Raw genomic sequence first — 15928 nt, forward strand, 5'->3', positions numbered from 1 at the left:
GGCTGCGGCGGCCGCGCTGCCACGCCGGGCGGCGGCAGCGGCGCGATCGCGCCGGTCGGCGCCGGCGCGACGGACGCGCCATCCGTGGCAATGCCCTCCGCGCTGCCCTCCGGCACCGGCGCCAGGCCGGCGCAGGCCTGCGCCAGCAGCGCCGCGAAGCCGCCCGCCGCCGCCGGTGTCGCGGCACCGGCCGCCGGCGGGGCGACGAGCGTCGGAATGGCTCCGGCGGCGATATCCATGGGCAAGGGCCTCCTGCGTCGCGCTGCGGCGCCAGGGCATCCCGGCGACAGCGCGGCGGGGCTTCGCAAGCGGCGGGCCAGCGCAGCGTGCCCGGCGGCGGCGGCGTCGCGGCAGCTTCTGCCGGCCGACGGGCGGCTTCTGCCGAGGCACGGCAGCGACCGCCGGGCGCCGCCGCCGCCGGCGCTGGCACAAGGCTTGCCCCACCTGGCGCGATCCCGGTCGCCGCACCTTGCACGGCGCCCTCGCCGCCAGCCCTCGCCACGGAGAACCCGATGTCCCTGTTCGGTTCCATGACCACCGCGATCAGCGGCCTCACGGCCCAGGCGCGTGCGCTCGGCCATGTCTCCGACAATGTCGCCAACAGCCAGACGGTGGGCTTCAAGCGCACCGACACCAACTTCGTCTCGTACCTGACCGACAGCACGCTGGTGGTGCACCGGCCGGGATCGGTGGTGGCGCGGCCCGACTACACCAACACCGTGCAGGGCACGATCGAGCAATCCGAGAGCCCGCTGGCGCTGGCCATCGCCGGGCAGGGGTTCTTCTCGGTCGCGCTGCCCACCGGCAGCGCCAATGGCCAGACCACCTTCGACGAACGCCAGTTCTTCACCCGCGGCGGCGACTTCCAGATGGACCGCAACGGCTACATGGTGAACGGCGCGGGGTACTTCCTGCAGGGCTGGAACGTCGATGCCACCGGCGAGCCCGACCGCACCCAGATCCAGCCCATCCGCGTCAGCGAACTGGTGTTCAACCCGATCGCGACCGGCGCCATCGAACTGTCGGCCAACCTGCCCGCCGGCGGCACCGATCCGGTCACCACCACGCTCAATGTCTATGACAGCCTGGGCACCCTGCAGCCGATGACGCTGACCTGGACGCCCGGGGTGGCGAATGTCTGGACGCTCGACATCGCGGCCGCCGGGGCGGGCGGTTCGCTCGGCACCATCGACCTGAATTTCGGCCAGGCCGCCAGCACGCCGGTGGCCGACGGCACCATCGGCGAATTCGCCAACGGCACCGGCACGCTGACCGGCGCGGCGGCGGTCGCGGGCGACCCGGCGCTGGTCTCCTTCACCGCGGATTTCGGCCAGGGGCCGCAGGCGATCACGCTCAACCTCGGTGCCTTCGCCGCGGCGCGCGGCGTCACGCAATATGCCGGCGACGAATACGAACTGCGCAACCTGGCGCAGGATGGCGTGCCGCTCGGCGCGTATTCCTCGACCACGGTGCGCGAGAACGGCGATGTCGCCATCAACTACGACAACGGCCAGGCGCGCGTCATCGCGCGCGTGCCGATCACCACCTTCAACGCGCCCGACATGCTCCAGCGCCTGGATGGCCAGGCCTTCATGCGCACGCTGGAGAGCGGCGAGGCGCGCACCTCGGACCCGGCATCGAACGGCGCGGGGCGGCTCGCGGTGGGGTCGGTGGAACGCTCGAATGTCGACATCGCGGCGGAGTTCTCGAAGCTGATCGTGGCGCAGCGCGCCTATACGGCGAACACGCGCATCGTGACGGCGTCGGACGAGATGCTGCAGGACACGATTAACATGCGCCGCTGACGCGGCGAGGGTCCGCTCCGCGGGGGCAACATGCGCCGCCGACGCGGGAACCATCTGCTCCGCCGGCGGCGCCTACTGGGTAGGAACACGCGACCATGGGCCTCGACGCTGCCCTCGCCACCGCCCGATCGGGGCTGCTGCACACGCAGCGCGCGCTGGCCGCCTCGGCCAACGACGTCGCGAATGCCGAGACCCTCGGCCATACCAAGAAGACCGTCGTCGCGCGCGCGGTGGTCATCGGCCAGGACGGCATCGGGGTGCGCTCGCTCGCCCCCTCGCGCGATGTCGACGAGGCGCTGATCACCGAGCTCGACAGCCGCCGCGCCGCCGCCGCCGGCGCCGATGTGCGCCTGCGCCTGCTGCAAGGCATCGAGACGGCGCATGGCAACCCGGAGAACGGCGATGGCCTCGGCGACCTGACCGCCGCGCTGCGCACCGGCTTCGAGGACCTGCGCGCCGACCCTTCCGAGGCCGGCCGCCAGACCTCCGTCGTGATGGACGCGACCGCGCTCGCGACGCGGCTCAACGAGATCAGCCGCGCCGTCGGCGACGCCCGCCAGCAGGCGCAGGACGGCGTGGTGGCGGAGGTCGACCGCATCAACGACACGCTGCGCCAGATCGCCGACCTCACGCTGCGCATCCGCGACGAGATCGCGCTGGTCGGCTCCGCCGCGGCGCTCGAGGACCGCCGCGACGCCGCCATCGCGACCCTGTCGGAATCGATCGAGGTGCGCGCGCTCAAGCGCGACGACGGCGCGCTGGTGCTGGTGGCGCGCAACGGCGTGGTGCTGCCGCTCGACCCGCGGGCGGACGCCTTCTCGACCGCCGATGCCATGATCGGCGCCGCGGCCTACCATGGCGCGGGCGGGTCGATCCCCGGCATCATGCTGGGCGGGCGGGACGTGACCGGCGTGCTGGCCGGCGGGCGGCTCGCGGAATATGTCGCGCTGCGCGACCAGACGCTGCCGCGCTACCAGGCGGAGCTCGACCTGGCCGCGGCCAATATCGCCGCGCGCTTCGAAGGCCAGGGGCTGCGGCTGTTCACCGATGCGACCGGGGCGGTGCCCGACCCGTCGGTGCCCTATGCCGGCAGCATGATGGTCGGCTTCGCCGGCACCATCCGCGTCAATGCCGCGGTCGAATCCAGCCCGTCACTGCTGCGCGACGGCACCCACGCGGTGGCCGGCGATCCGGCCGGGCCATCGGCCTTCACGCCGAACCCGCCGGGCGGGCCGGCCGCCTTCGTCACCATGCTGGACCGCGTGCTCGACTTCACCTTCGGCGCGCAGGCGCAGGCCAGCGTGACCTGGGCGCCGATCGCGACCGGCGGGCTCGGGCCGGATGGCACGCTGTCCTCGCCCTTCGGCGCGCCGCCGACGCTCGAGGGCTACACCGCGCTGCTGACCGCCGCCCATACGGCCGACCGCAATTCCGCCAGCGCCGCGCTGGCCAGCGCCGAGGCGATGAAGCAGGGGCTGGAGGCGCGCTTCGCGCAGCGATCCGGCGTGGACATCGATACCGAGATGGCGGCGATGGTCACCCTGCAGAACGCCTATGCCGCCAATGCGCGGGTGATGAGCACGGTGCAATCGATGTGGGACGCGCTGCTCGGCGCGGTGAGGTGAGGCGATGAACGGCATCGGGTCGATCGGGCGGCTGGACACCGGCGCGGCGGCGCTGCGCGCGAAGCTGGACGTGCTGACGCGCCAGGTCTCGGACGGGCGCAAGGGCCCCGGCTATGGCGACATCGCGCCCGAGGCGCGCCGCGCCGTCGACCTGCGCGCCGACATATCGCGGCGCGAGGCCTGGCAGGGCACCATCGCCCGCACGCTGGCGCGCACCGATGTCACGCAGGAGGCGCTCGGGCGGCTGTCGGACATCGCGACGCAGTTCTACACCGAGGCGATCCGCATGGACGGCACCTCGGGCGTGCGCATCTCGGCCGTGGCGGCGCAGGCGCGCGCCGCGATGGAGGAGGTCGCGAACCTGCTGAACGAACGCTATGCCGGGGAATACATCTTCGGCGGCACCGACAGCGCCAACCCGCCGGTGCCCGACCCGCGCGGCGTCGCGACCGGCGGCATGGCGACCGACATCGCCGCCGCCGTCGCCGCGCTGGGCGGCGGCAATGCGGCCACGGTGGTTGCCGCCACGCTGGCCGCCGCGCAATCGGATGCGACCGGCACCACGCCGTTCTCCACCTTCCTGTCCGACCCGGCGCAGGGCCTGGCCGAGCCGCGCCGCGCCGTGCCGGCGGCGGATGGCGAGCGCGTGGCCTATGGCGTGCTGGCCAACCGCAATGCGGCGGCGACCAGCGAGGGCGAGACCACCGGGTCGTGGGCGCGCGACATCCTGCGGGGCCTGGCGGGCTTCGCCGCGCTGGATCCGGCGCAGGCGCAGCTCGGCACCGACTTCACCGATTTCGTCGCCAGCCTGCGCGAGGGCATGCGCAGCGCGATCGATGCGCTGGGGGAGGAACGCGGCGCGCTCGGTGCCGTCGAGCAGCGGCTGGAAGCGACGGCGCGCCGCCATTCCGAGGTGAATGTCGCGCTGACCGCCCAGGTCGCCGCCATCGAGGAGGTCGACATGGCCGAGACGATCAGCCGCCTGCAGGCGACCCAGACGCAGCTCGAGGCATCCTACCGCGCGATCTCGGTGACCTCGGGGCTGACGCTGACGCGCTTCCTGGGCTGATGATGCGCCGTCGATTCAGCCTCCCTTAACCAGCGCCACGGCATCCTGCCTTCGACACCGCAAGACGCGGCGCGCAACCCGGCCTCTGCATCGGACAAGACCCATCGGTCACGATCCGTGGGGCCATCGCATCCAGGGGAAGACCCCGCATGTCGCTGAATTCCGTCAACACCAACATGGGCGCCATGGTGGCGCTGCAGTCCCTCAATCGCACGAACGAGGCGCTGAACGTCACCCAGAAGCGCATCTCGACCGGCCTGCGCGTCAATGACGCGAAGGACGACGGCGCCGCCTTCGCGGTGGCGCAGGCGGTCCGTGCGGATGTCGCGGGCCTGTCCGCCGCCAACGAACAGCTGGGCGGCGTGAAGGGCATCCTGGACACCTCCCTGTCCGGCCTCACCAAGGTCTCCGAGACCATGGTCAAGGTCCGCGAGACGCTGGTGCGCCTGGCCGACGACACGCTGAACGCCGACCAGCGCGCGCAGTACGAATCGCAGTACACCGCGCTGCAGACGCAGATCACGAACTTCATCGACGACGCCACCTACAACGGCCGCACGCTGCTCGCGACGGCCGCGCCGGGTGGCGACATCACCACCACCCGCAACGAGAGCGGCACCACCTACAGCATCACCGCGGTGGATGGGGCGGGCACGCTGATCGTGGCGGCCGCACCGACCGATGCGGCCGGCGCGCAGGCGGCGCTGGCCGATGGCGGCGACTTCGACACGGTGCAGACGGCGATCGGCAATGCGCTGAACACCTTCGGCTCCGATGCCCGCTACATCGACAGCCAGATCTCCTACAACAAGGACAAGGCGGATTCGCTGGAAGCGGGCCTCGGCGCGCTGATCGATGCGGACCTCGCCAAGGAATCGGCTCGGTTGCAGTCGCTGCAGATCCGCCAGCAGCTCGGCACCCAGGCGCTGTCGATCGCCAACCAGGCGCCGCAGACCCTGCTGAGCCTGTTCCGCTGATCTCCCGGGCGGCGCCGGCCCCCGCCGGCGCCGCACCGTCGCCGGCCCCGCTGGCGCGGGCATGTCGCAACCCCCCGGGAGGACAGGATGTCCACGTTGGTGCTCGAACTCCGCCAGGGCGACCTCATGGTCGTCAACGGCGCGCCGATACGCTTCCGCAACCGCGCGCGGATCGAACTCACGGCGAAGGCGCGCTTCCTGTTCGGCAAGCAGCTGATGACGCCGGAGTCGGCGAATTCCCCCGCCCGGCGGATCTACTTCGCCCTCCAGACCGCCTATATCGGCGACGAGGACGAGCGCGAGGCGGGCCTGTCCGTCGCGCGCCGCCTGATCGCCGATTTCCAGGCCGCCACCACCTCGACCCTGGCGCGCGACCTGCTGGACCGGGCGCTTTCGGCGGCCGAATCCGATGAATGCTACCAGGCGCTCAAGCTCACGCGCCGCGTCATGCGGCACGAGGAAGTGGTGCTCGGCGTCGCACCGCCTTCCGTCCTGGCCGAGGAGGACGCATCGTGACCATGGCCGACATCGTGCGCGCCTATGGCGCCGCCCGCGCGGCGCGCGACCCGCGCGAACAGGAAGCCGACATCTTCCGCCGCGTCACCGGCGGGCTGCGCGCTGTGCAGCAGGACCAGGACGGCCCGGCGCGGGTGCGCGCCATGGCCGACAACCGGCGGCTCTGGCTCGCGGTGGAATCCGCGCTGACGGATCCGTCGAACCAGCTGCCGCCGCCGATGCGCGCGGGGCTGATCTCGCTGGGCCGCTGCGTGCAGCGCGAGATGGATGCCGGCGAGCCGGACATCGGCTTCCTCATTGAAGTGAACGAACAGGTCGCACAGGGTCTGGTCGCGCGCGGCTGACGGCGCGGCGGGCTGAACCGGCGCCTGCGCGCAGCCATGGCGTCCGCGCGATGCGGGCTGCCACGGTTGCGTGGCGGCGCCGAACCGCTTGCGCGGGCAGGGGGGCGATCTGTCGTCGCCCGGCGGCGGCATCACTCCGCGGCGGCGGTCTCGGCCTGCGCCTGCGGGGCGGCGGGTTGCAGCGGCGGCGGTGCCGGCAGCTCCGGCGCGGCGGGTGCGCTCACGCCCGGCTCCGACCGCGCCGCGACGCCCACCGGGACCGGCGCGTTCGAGACGACCGCGGCGCGATAGGCGGCGATCTGCCGCGGCGTCGGGATGGTGTTCGCGACGTCCCCGACCTGGTCGCGGAATTCGATCACCACCATGCCGAGGCTGCCATCCAGCCGCAGCCGCGGATTGGGCGTGGCGGGCGCGGCGGGCGGCGGCGCGGCGCCGGCATCGCGCTCCGGGCCCGCGGCGCGCACGGGCGCGCGGGGCGGATCGCTGGTCGTCACGGGTCGAAGGGCGAGATCGGAGGTCATGGCTTTGCTCCCATCCCATCCTGCAAGACGCAGGTTAAGGAAGCATGACCATCGCAAGGCTTTGACGCGGCCGGCGCGCGGGGCGACGTTGCCCGCATCCCCGTGCCCGAACCCCCGCCCCCCGCGCCGCCGCCCGATGCCTATCTGCGCACGCTGCTGCTCGCGGTGCTGGCGGGCGGGCTGCTGGATGCGCTGGGCCTGCCGCTCGGCTGGATGGTGGGCGCGATGCTGGCCACCGCCTATCTCGGCTGGCGCGACGCCGCGGCCGTGCCGCGCGCGGTGCACCCGGTCGGGCTGATGGTGCTGGGGCTCGGGCTCGGGCAGACCTTCACGCCGCCGGTGCTGGGCGCGGTGGCCGGGGCGCTGCCCGCGATCCTGATGGGTGGCACCGCCTCGATCCTGGCGGGCCTGGCGGTGGCGCCATTGTATCGGCGGATCGCCGGCAGCGATGGGCGCACCGCCTATTATGCCTCGGTGCCCGGGGGCATCGTCACGATGTCGGTGCTGGCGGAACGCGCCGGTGCCGTGGTCTCGGCGGTGACGGTGGCGCAGACCCTGCGGATGGCCTGCGTCGTGCTGGTGTTTCCGCCGGTGGTGGCGATCTTCGCCGAGGGTGCGCGCGATGCCGCCTTCAGCGCCGCGCTGCCGCCCTTCGCCTGGGGCGGGCTGCTGCTGGTGCTGGCGGGCGGGGCGGCGGCGGCGGCGCTCGGTATGCGGGTGGGGCTGGCGAATGCGGCGATGCTCGCCCCCTGCCTGCTGGCGATGGGGCTGTCGGGCACCGGCACATTGCCGTCATCGGTGCCGCGCTGGCTGGTGGATGCGGCGCAGGTCGCGATGGGGGCCAGCCTGGGGCTGCGCCTGACGCCACGCGCGCTGGCCGGCGGGCCGCGCCGGCAGGCGGTGGCGGGCCTTGCCACGGCCTTGGCGATCTCGGTCCTGCTGGGGCTGCTGGGGCTGGCGCTGGGGGGGCTGGCGGGGCTGCCACCCATTGCGGTGATGCTGGGAATGGCGCCGGGTGGCATGCCGGAGATGGCGGTGACGGCGAAGGCGCTCGACCTTGCGGTGCCGCTCGTGCTGGGATTCCATCTGGTGCGGATGGTGCTGTGCAACCTGCTGGTCGGTCCGATCGGGCAGCTTGCCGGACGCCTGAGGCTGATGCGATAACGGAAATGGCGCCGACCTGATATCATTTTTGTGAAAATGACGAATTAATCTATACAAATCTCACATGGTGCCGCATTCGGGCCGGGCAGGACGGGACCAAGCAGCATCATGAGCCAGAGCGTCAGCTACCAGGTGGTGGACCAGTGGGCCGCGGGCTTCAATGCCGTGGTCGGCCTGACCGCTGGCGCCGGCGGCCTGCAAGGCTGGACCATCACCTTCGAGGCCGACTTCCTGATCACCCAGATCTGGAACGCCCGCATCATCAGCCATGTCGGCGACACCTACGTGATCGGCAATGTCGAATGGAACGGCGCGCTGGCCGCGGGGCAGTCGGCGGCCTTCGGCTTCCTCGGCTCCGCCACCACCGACCCGCTGCCGGATGTGTTCGTCGTCGGCGATGGCGGGCCGGCGCCGCTGCCCAGCCTGTCCGTCGCGGACGTGACGCTGGCGGAGGGCAATTCCGGCATCAAGCGGATGGCCTTCACCGTGACGCTGTCGGCGGCCGCGGCTGCGCCGGTCACGGTGGCCTATGCCACCGCCAACGGCACCGCCATGGCGGGGTCGGACTATGTGGCGCAATCCGGCCTGCTGACCTTCGCCGCCGGCGAGACCCAGAAGATCGTGCGCGTGGCGATCAACGGCGACATGCTGGTCGAGGCGAACGAGGCCTTCAACCTGCTGCTGAGCACGCCGACTGGCGCGACCATCGCCGATGCCAGCGCCAGCGGCCGCATCAACGACGACGACACGCCACCGGCATTGCGCATCAACGACATCACCGTGACCGAGGGCAATGCCGGCACCTCCGACGCGGTCTTCACCATCCGGCTGTCCAAGGCCTGGTCGCAGGCGGTGACGGTCGGCTTCGCGACGCTGGACGGCACGGCGCGCGCCGGCAGCGACTACATCGCCAGCTCCGGCCAGCTCACCTTCGCCGCCGGCGAGACGGTCAAGACCATTGCCATCCCGGTGGTCGGCGACCGCTTGGCCGAGGGGAATGAGCGGTTCTCGGTCGTGCTGCGCGACCCGGTCGGGGCGACCATCGCCGATGGCACGGGCGTGGCGAACATCGCCGACACGGATGCCCGGCCGACCATCGCGGTGGCGGATGTCGCGGTGACCGAAGGCGATGGCGGGACCACGAGCGCGACCTTCACCGTCACGCTGAACAAGGCCTGGGATGCGTCGGTCAGCGTGCGCTTCGCCACCGCGAACGGCACCGCGCTGGCCGGCGAGGATTTCGACGCGCGCACCGGCACGCTGACCTTCGCCGCCGGGGAGACGAGCAAGACCGTGACCGTCGCGATCCGCGGCGACGCGCTGGTCGAACCCGACGAGGCCTTCTCCCTGGTGCTGTCCGGGCCGACCAACGCCACCATCCGCGACACCACCGGCATCGCCACGATCCGCAACGACGATGTCGTGGCCGGGCCGGTCGGCTTCCTGTCCACCGAGGGCAATCAGATCGTCGATGCGAACGGCAATGCGGTGCGCATCACCGGCGTGAACTGGTTCGGCATGGAATCCGACACCTACACGCCGCACGGGCTGTGGGCGCGCAACTGGTCCGACATGATGGAGCAGATGGCGCAGACCGGCTTCAACACCATCCGGCTGCCCTTCTCCCTGGAATCCCTGCAGCCGGGGAAGGTGCCGAACGGCATCGACTTCGGCCTGAACCCCGACCTCGTGGGGCTGTCCGCGCTGCAGATCCTGGACAGGATCGTCGACAAGGCGGGCGAGCTCGGGATGCGCATCATCCTCGACAACCACCGCTCCGCCGCCGGCGCCGGGCCGAACAACAACGGCCTGTGGATCGATGGAGGCTATACCGAGCAGCAATGGATCGACGGCTGGAAGCTGCTGGCCGCGCGCTATGCCGGCGACCCCACCGTGATCGGTGCCGACCTGGCGAACGAACCGCATAACGGCGTGTGGGGCGGCGGCGGCGCCAATGACTGGGCGGCGGCGGCCGAGCGCGCCGGCAATGCCATCCATGCGGTCAACGACGACTGGCTGATCTTCGTGGAGGGGGTCGAGACCTACGCCGGCGCCAATACCTGGTGGAGCGGCAACCTGATGGGCGTCGCCTTCGACCAGGTGGTGCTGAACACGCCCAACAAGGTGGTCTATTCGCCGCACGAATACGGCAATTCCATCTACGAGCAGCCCTGGTTCCAGGGCAGCGACTTCCCGAACAACATGCCCGCGCGCTTCGAGCAGTTCTGGGGCTACATCTACGAACAGGACATCGCGCCCATCATGCTGGGCGAATTCGGCAGCAAGCTGGAGGACCCCAAGGACCGCCTGTTCCTCGACAAGCTGCTGGCCTACCTGGATGGCGACCTCGATGCCAATGGCACGATCGACATCGCCGCGGGCGACCAGGGCATGAGCTGGACCTGGTGGTCGTGGAACCCGAATTCCGGCGATACCGGCGGCATCCTGTCGAACGACTGGACCACGGTGATCGAGGCGAAGCTCGATTTGCTGCAGGGCCAGCTGGCGGAACTCTGGCCGGTGGTGTGACCGCCCGCCGGCAGGCATCACCCGCGCGGCGCGAACCGTCTGCGCGGGTGTGGATCGTCGAGACAGCGACCGCCTGGCTGCGCTGGCGCGGATGCTGGCGCCGCCCCGGCGGCGTGGACCGCCACCACGCGCCGGTTGTCGCGCGCATCGCCACGCGGCCGGATCCGCCCGCTCGACCGCGGGCGACGATCGGATGGACCCACCCGATCGGGTGCGGCTGCGCGCGAAAACGCCCTACGCGTCGTAGGCGACCAGCGATTCGAAGGGCACGTCCAGCCGGCCGCGGCCGCCCAGGAAGGTGAGCTCGATCAGCGCCGCGGCGCAGGGCACCTCCGCGCCCGCCTGGCGCAGCAGCGAGATGCCGGCAGCCATGGTGCCGCCCGTTGCCAGCAGGTCGTCCAGCAGGACCACGCGCTGGCCCGCCTGGATGGCATCGGCCTGCATCTCGATCCGGTCGGTGCCGTATTCCAGCGCGTAGTCCAGCCCCATGGTCAGCCCCGGCAGCTTGCGTGGCTTGCGCAGCATGACGAAGCCCAGGCCCAGTTCCAGCGCGAGCGGCGCCGCCACCAGGAAGCCGCGGCTCTCGATGCCGGCCAGCACGTCGGGCTTGTGCGGGCGGATCGCCGCGGCCATGCGCGCCACCGCCGCGCGCCAGGCGGGCCCGTGCCGCAGCAGGGTCGAGATGTCGTAGAACAGGATGCCGGGCTTCGGGAAATCCGGAATGCCGCGGATATGCGCCTTGAGGTCGATGGTGTCGGTGGTCACGGTCGGGTGCTGCCGGTCCTGTGGGGGGCGCACCGCGGGGGACCCGCGACGCCGCCGCGCGATCGCTAGAGCATTTTGGGGCCGAGTGGAATCGCCTGGCGAAGCTGGCCCCCCCGGATCGGCGCGTGTGGCCGGGCCGGAAAGTCACGGCATCGGGCGTTCCGGCCCTTGGCGAAACCGCCCCCAGGCGGCAGATGCGTGATCATGTCCCGCCCTGCCATTGCCACCCTCGCCGGCATTGCCGGCTTCATCGCGTATGTCGTTGTCGTGCTGCTGGTCGCGGACCATGTCCGCGCGCTGCACTGGACGCTGGAGATGCTGTTCTTCGCGGTGGCCGGCATCGCCTGGGTGTGGCCGGCGAAGCGGCTGATGGCCTGGGCGCTGCGATAGGGGCGCGCCGCAGCATCAGCGGCGCCGGCGCAGGCCCGTCACCACGGTGTCCGGGCCGGCGGTGATCACCTCGATCGCGGTCGGGCCGCGACGCCAGGCGAACAGGCAGTGGCCGAGTCCCGTGCCGGCGCAGGCCACCATCTCCGGCCGCCCGGTGCAGCGTGTGTCGGTGGGGAGGCAGCGGTCGGCCTCGGGGTCGCGCAACGGCTGCCAGCGCTCCGCAAGCAGCATCCGCCGCGCCTGGTCATAGGGTGTGCCGGGGGCGATGGCGGGCAGGTCGGTCTGCGCGCCCGCGCGCATCGGCACCAGCACGCCCGCGGTGAGGGGCGCCAGCACGAGGGCGGCCAGCAGGATCAGGCGGTCCATGCCATGCAGGCTATCGCCGCGGCGGCGCAGGCCGGAAGGAAACGCTTCAGCCTGGCCGGCCATGAAAAAGGCCCCCTGATCGCTCAGGGGGCCTTGGCCGCGGCAGGGCCGGGAATGGTCGGAGTGAGAGGATTCGAACCTCCGGCCCCTGCGTCCCGAACACAGTGCTCTACCAGGCTGAGCTACACTCCGGTGGGTGGCTCCTGCCGCGGAGGCGGCGGTATAGCGGCCCGCCCCCGGCCCCGCAAGCGGGTCCTGGCGCGCGACTTTGTCACGGGTCATTGCCGATCCGGGCTGGCACCATCATCCTGGTCGCGCGCGTCCGGCGCAGCGACTTCGAGACGGAACAAGGGAGAGCTGAATGAAGATCTGGATCATGGCGGGCGCTGCCATCATGGCTGTCGGCATGACGGGCGCGGCCGTCGCGCAGGATGTCATCGCGCAGCGGCGCGAGGGGCTGCGCGGCATGGGCCGCCAGATGGAAGCCATCAAGGCAGTGACCGATGCGCGCGGCGACACCCGCCCGCTGGTCGAGCGCGTGGACGCCATGATCACCTTCTACCGCGGCCTGCCCGCGATGTTCCCCGCCGGCAGCGGCACCGGGGACACACGCGCGCTGCCGACCATCTGGTCCGACCGCGCGGGCTTCGAGCAGGCCAATGCGAACATGGTCACGCAGCTCGGCGCGCTGCGCACCGCGGCGGCGTCGGGCGATGTCGCGGCCACCACCGCGGCGTTCAACCAGACGGGCGCGACCTGCGGCGCCTGCCACCGGCCCTATCGCGGCCCGGCCCGCTGACCTGGCCTGCCGGGGGGCGGTGCGCGATGGCCTCGGACCGAGGCCGCGCAAGCCGTCCGCCGGCAGCCCCCCTTGGGCAGGCCGGCTGCCGCGGGTGCGTCCGCAATGCGCGGCGCCGAAGCGCATGGCACCCGGTGCGGCACGCGCCACCCGATCCGCCGGTGCGGTCCGATCGGGTGGAGGCATTCGTGACATCAATGGCCCGGAGCCAGTCCCGCGCGCCGCGGCAAGCGCAGGCGACCCCGGCCGCGCGCAGCGCCGGAGCTGAGCGGCCTTCTCAGCCGCCCATGCCGAGGCGGCGGACATACCAGACGCCGAACGCCGCGACGGCCAGCAAGGCCACGCCGAGCGCGGGGTGCGCCAGCCGCGGCGGCGTCGCGTGCGCCGGCGGCATCTCCTTCACGCCGGTGATCATCGGCACCACCAGGTCGTGCCCCTTCACCAGGCGATACGCGAAGACCGCCAGCACATGCAGCAGCACCGCCAGCAGCAGCACGTTGATCAGCGTGGCATGCAGGTTGGTCATGCGCTCCGACGTCGCCTCGCTGACCCAGTTCGCCAGCGGCCCGTGCTGCGAATAGGTGAAGCCGACATCGTGGTTGGCCATCAGCCCCGACACGCCCTGCGCCGCCAGCAGCCCCAGCAGCGCCACCACCATCCAAGCACCGGCGGCGTTGTGGGTGGTCTCGGTGTCGGGGCCGGGCTTGCGGAAGCCCGCCAATTGGCGGAATGCGGCCAGCGGGCTGCGCAGGAAGGTCCAGAACCGCGCGTTGCTCGACCCGAACAGGCCCCACAGGATGCGGAAGCCCACCAGCGTCAGCAGCAGGTAGCCCGACCCGTAATGCAGATTCCACGCCCCGGACTTGGCGCTGAAATAGGACACCAGCACGCAGGACACCGTCCCCCAGTGGAACAGCCGCACCCAGCCGTCCCAGACCTTCACCGGCACCGTCTTTTCGCTCATGCGACCGCTCCTGCTGCGCTGCCACCCTGGCATGGCGGGGCCTGCCTCGCGAAGCCCGTGGCGGCCCGGCGATGACGGGATTCGATGCCGTGCCCGCGGATGCCCGCGGCGCGCTGGTGGCGGCCGCTGTGGCGCTGGGGGCGCTGGCGGTGGCGCGGGTGGCGGGCTGGCCGCTGCTGCGCGGGCTGGCCGGGGCGCTGGGCCTCGCGGCGGGGTTCGTGGCGGTGACCGGGGTGGTCGGCGCATCGCCGCGGCAATTGGCCGAACGCCTGCCGATGCTGGGGCTGGGCGCGCTCGGGGTCGCGGCGCTGGGCAGCCTGCCCTGGCGGTGGCTGCGATGGCCGGCCGCCAGTGCCGGCGTGGTGGCCGCGGCGTGGTGGATGGCGGGCGCGCCGTCGCATCCCGACACGCTGTTGCGCGCGGCGCCGGTCGGGATCGGCCTGGCGGCGGCGATGGGGCTGGTGGTGTGGCGGGGCGGCGGTGCCGCGATGGCGGTGGCCTGGGCGGCGCTGGCGGCGGGCCTGGCGCTGGCGGCGGCGCGCGGGCCGCACCTGGCCTTCGCGCTGGCGGGCTTGGCGGCGGTGGTGGGCGCGGCAGCGGGGCAGGGGCGGGGCCTGGTGGCGTCACGATGGTGCTTCGGCATCGCGCTGGCCGCTGTCGCGGCGGTGCCCGTGCTGGGACGGGCGGCGCCGGCGGATTGGGCGGCGGCGGCGGCACCGGGCCTGGCGCTGCTGGCCGGGCCGTGGATCGGCGCGCGCCTGCCGCGCCGGATCGGCCCCCTGCTGGGGCCGGCCCTGGCCGCGGCACCCGCCCTGGCGGCAGTGCTGCTGCTGCGCTGACGCCGGGCGTCAGGCCGCCCGCATCGCCGCCATGCCATCGGCCTCCAGCCGGTCGAGCCAGGGGTCGAGGTCGAGCACGAAGCGCACCATGGCGCTGACCAGGGCGATCGGATTCGCCGGCGCGCAGAGCAACGACTGTGCCTCGACCCGGATCCGGTGGTCGGGCAGCAGCCGCGCCTGCCAGCCGGGCGGCAGGCTGGCGGGCAATTGCGCCAACGCGCTGAAGGCCCGCCTGCGGTCGGCGCCGGGATCGGCGGTGGAGGGGATGCGCGCGGCATCGACCGCGAGGCGCACCCCCTCGGCGCCGAGTTCCGCCCGGCAGGCGCGGCCCCGCCAGGCGAAGCGCAGGCAGGGTGCGGGATGCGGCTGGCGGGGCGCGATCGCGCCGTTCGACATGACCGCGAAGGGGCCGAGTGAGATGGTCTCCATGGATGCAGGGTTGTCCAGGACTGGTGAACACACCATAACCGGCGCCGCATGGCCCTCGGACACAGTCTTCGCCTCGTGCTTTCCCCGCCGCATCCGGCGGGGCGGCCCTTCCTCATTGGCGGGGGGGTGGCGGCGCTGCTCGGCCTGCTGCTGCTCGGCACCTGGCTGTTCTGGCTGGGGGCGGCCTTCGTCGCCTTCTGCCTGTATTTCTTCCGCGACCCCGAGCGCGTGGCCCCCGGGCGGCCGGGGCTGGTCATCGCGCCGGCCGACGGCAAGGTGGTCAGCATCGTGCCCGCGGTGCCGCCCGAGGAACTCGGCCTGGGCCCCGCGCCGCGCTGGCGTGTCGCGATCTTCCTGTCCGTGCTGGACGTGCACGTGAACCGCATGCCGGTGGATGGCACGGTCACCCGCGTGGCCTACCGCCACGGCAAGTTCCTGAGCGCGAACATGGACAAGGCGAGCGAGGAGAACGAGCGCAATGCGATCGCCCTGGCGCTGCCCGACGGGCGCGACATGGCGGTGGTGCAGATCGCCGGGCTGGTGGCGCGGCGCATCCTGTCCGATGCAAAAGTCGGTGATGCCGTGCAGGCGGGCGAGCGCTTCGGTATCATCCGCTTCGGCAGCCGCACGGATGTCTACCTGCCGGAAGGCGTCCAGGCGCTGGTCAGCGAGGGCCAGACCATGATCGGTGGCGAGACGGTGATCGCGGAGCTGGGCCCGACGTGAGCGGCGCCAGGGCGCTGCCGGCGCGCAGCCGAACCCCGCACCGCCGCCGCGGCGCCGGCGGCGCGCGATGAGCGACCCGGGCCGCGTGCGCCGCCTGCGC

At 72.4% G+C, this 15928-nt stretch carries 17 protein-coding genes, 1 tRNA gene and 1 pseudogene; 12 read left to right on the plus strand and 7 right to left on the minus strand.

The features are described 5' to 3' along the window. Nucleotides 1-239, minus strand: a pseudogene (locus LQ222_RS24605) (hypothetical protein); the annotation flags it as partial. A 273-nt stretch (nucleotides 240-512) separates the two neighbouring features. Here LQ222_RS24605 and flgE point away from each other — a divergent pair. The 6 genes from flgE (at nucleotide 513) to LQ222_RS24635 (ending at nucleotide 6336) form a co-directional block, all read left to right on the plus strand. Continuing rightward, complete coding sequence (gene flgE / locus LQ222_RS24610; protein ID WP_230169520.1) at nucleotides 513-1805, plus strand: flagellar hook protein FlgE; 1293 nt, start codon at nucleotides 513-515, stop codon at nucleotides 1803-1805. Between the two features lie 95 nt (nucleotides 1806-1900). Continuing rightward, complete coding sequence (locus LQ222_RS24615) at nucleotides 1901-3430, plus strand: flagellar hook-associated protein FlgK (protein ID WP_230169521.1); 1530 nt, start codon at nucleotides 1901-1903, stop codon at nucleotides 3428-3430. Between the two features lie 4 nt (nucleotides 3431-3434). Beyond that, nucleotides 3435-4499, plus strand: a complete 1065-nt coding sequence (locus LQ222_RS24620) for a flagellin (RefSeq protein WP_230169522.1) — start codon at nucleotides 3435-3437, stop codon at nucleotides 4497-4499. A 149-nt stretch (nucleotides 4500-4648) separates the two neighbouring features. Beyond that, on the plus strand, nucleotides 4649-5476 hold the full coding sequence (locus tag LQ222_RS24625) for a flagellin (RefSeq protein ID WP_230169523.1): 828 nt from the start codon (nucleotides 4649-4651) through the stop codon (nucleotides 5474-5476). An 87-nt stretch (nucleotides 5477-5563) separates the two neighbouring features. After that, nucleotides 5564-5992, plus strand: coding sequence for a flagellar biosynthesis repressor FlbT (locus LQ222_RS24630; RefSeq protein WP_230169524.1), 429 nt, complete (start codon nucleotides 5564-5566; stop codon nucleotides 5990-5992). A 2-nt stretch (nucleotides 5993-5994) separates the two neighbouring features. Beyond that, complete coding sequence (locus LQ222_RS24635) at nucleotides 5995-6336, plus strand: flagellar biosynthesis regulator FlaF (protein WP_230169535.1); 342 nt, start codon at nucleotides 5995-5997, stop codon at nucleotides 6334-6336. A 131-nt stretch (nucleotides 6337-6467) separates the two neighbouring features. On the opposite strand, the gene LQ222_RS24640 is transcribed toward LQ222_RS24635, so the two are convergent. Next, a complete protein-coding gene (locus tag LQ222_RS24640) occupies nucleotides 6468-6857 on the minus strand; it encodes a hypothetical protein (RefSeq protein ID WP_230169525.1) in 390 nt (129 codons plus the stop codon). A 102-nt stretch (nucleotides 6858-6959) separates the two neighbouring features. Here LQ222_RS24640 and LQ222_RS24645 point away from each other — a divergent pair, with 102 nt between their 5' ends. Both LQ222_RS24645 and LQ222_RS24650 read left to right on the plus strand, forming a co-directional pair. Further along, nucleotides 6960-8021 carry an AbrB family transcriptional regulator gene (locus LQ222_RS24645; protein ID WP_230169526.1) on the plus strand — a complete coding sequence of 354 codons (1062 nt, stop codon included), beginning with the start codon at nucleotides 6960-6962 and terminating at the stop codon, nucleotides 8019-8021. Nucleotides 8022-8129: 108 nt separating this feature from the next. Then, the gene (locus LQ222_RS24650) at nucleotides 8130-10550 is read left to right on the plus strand and encodes a Calx-beta domain-containing protein (RefSeq protein WP_230169527.1); all 2421 of its coding nucleotides are present in this window, start codon (nucleotides 8130-8132) and stop codon (nucleotides 10548-10550) included. A gap of 234 nt (nucleotides 10551-10784) precedes the next feature. On the opposite strand, the gene LQ222_RS24655 is transcribed toward LQ222_RS24650, so the two are convergent. Then, nucleotides 10785-11300, minus strand: coding sequence for an adenine phosphoribosyltransferase (locus tag LQ222_RS24655; protein ID WP_230169536.1), 516 nt, complete (start codon nucleotides 11298-11300; stop codon nucleotides 10785-10787). Nucleotides 11301-11519: 219 nt separating this feature from the next. On the opposite strand from LQ222_RS24655, the gene LQ222_RS24660 reads away from it, so the two are divergent. Then, entirely contained in the window at nucleotides 11520-11705 is a 186-nt protein-coding gene (locus LQ222_RS24660) for a DUF2842 domain-containing protein (protein WP_230169528.1), read from the plus strand. 15 nt (nucleotides 11706-11720) lie between these two features. On the opposite strand, the gene LQ222_RS24665 is transcribed toward LQ222_RS24660, so the two are convergent. Further along, complete coding sequence (locus LQ222_RS24665; RefSeq protein ID WP_230169529.1) at nucleotides 11721-12071, minus strand: hypothetical protein; 351 nt, start codon at nucleotides 12069-12071, stop codon at nucleotides 11721-11723. 115 nt (nucleotides 12072-12186) lie between these two features. Further along, nucleotides 12187-12263, minus strand: a tRNA-Pro gene (locus LQ222_RS24670). A 169-nt stretch (nucleotides 12264-12432) separates the two neighbouring features. Here LQ222_RS24670 and LQ222_RS24675 point away from each other — a divergent pair. Next, a complete protein-coding gene (locus LQ222_RS24675) occupies nucleotides 12433-12870 on the plus strand; it encodes a cytochrome c (protein WP_230169530.1) in 438 nt (145 codons plus the stop codon). A gap of 277 nt (nucleotides 12871-13147) precedes the next feature. Here the strand turns inward: LQ222_RS24675 and LQ222_RS24680 are convergent, their stop codons facing one another. Continuing rightward, nucleotides 13148-13834, minus strand: a complete 687-nt coding sequence (locus LQ222_RS24680) for a cytochrome b/b6 domain-containing protein (protein ID WP_230169531.1) — start codon at nucleotides 13832-13834, stop codon at nucleotides 13148-13150. 71 nt (nucleotides 13835-13905) lie between these two features. Here LQ222_RS24680 and LQ222_RS24685 point away from each other — a divergent pair, with 71 nt between their 5' ends. Further along, on the plus strand, nucleotides 13906-14673 hold the full coding sequence (locus LQ222_RS24685) for a hypothetical protein (protein WP_230169532.1): 768 nt from the start codon (nucleotides 13906-13908) through the stop codon (nucleotides 14671-14673). A 9-nt stretch (nucleotides 14674-14682) separates the two neighbouring features. Here LQ222_RS24685 and LQ222_RS24690 read toward each other — a convergent pair whose 3' ends face one another. Further along, on the minus strand, nucleotides 14683-15102 hold the full coding sequence (locus LQ222_RS24690; protein WP_230169533.1) for a hypothetical protein: 420 nt from the start codon (nucleotides 15100-15102) through the stop codon (nucleotides 14683-14685). 48 nt (nucleotides 15103-15150) lie between these two features. Between LQ222_RS24690 and LQ222_RS24695 the strand changes: the two genes are divergently transcribed. After that, on the plus strand, nucleotides 15151-15828 hold the full coding sequence (locus tag LQ222_RS24695) for a phosphatidylserine decarboxylase (RefSeq protein ID WP_230169534.1): 678 nt from the start codon (nucleotides 15151-15153) through the stop codon (nucleotides 15826-15828). The last annotated feature ends 100 nt before the right edge of the window (nucleotides 15829-15928 follow it).

Source organism: Roseomonas sp. CECT 9278, assembly GCF_918698155.1.
In the GTDB taxonomy this organism is placed as follows: Bacteria; Pseudomonadota; Alphaproteobacteria; order Acetobacterales; family Acetobacteraceae; genus Neoroseomonas.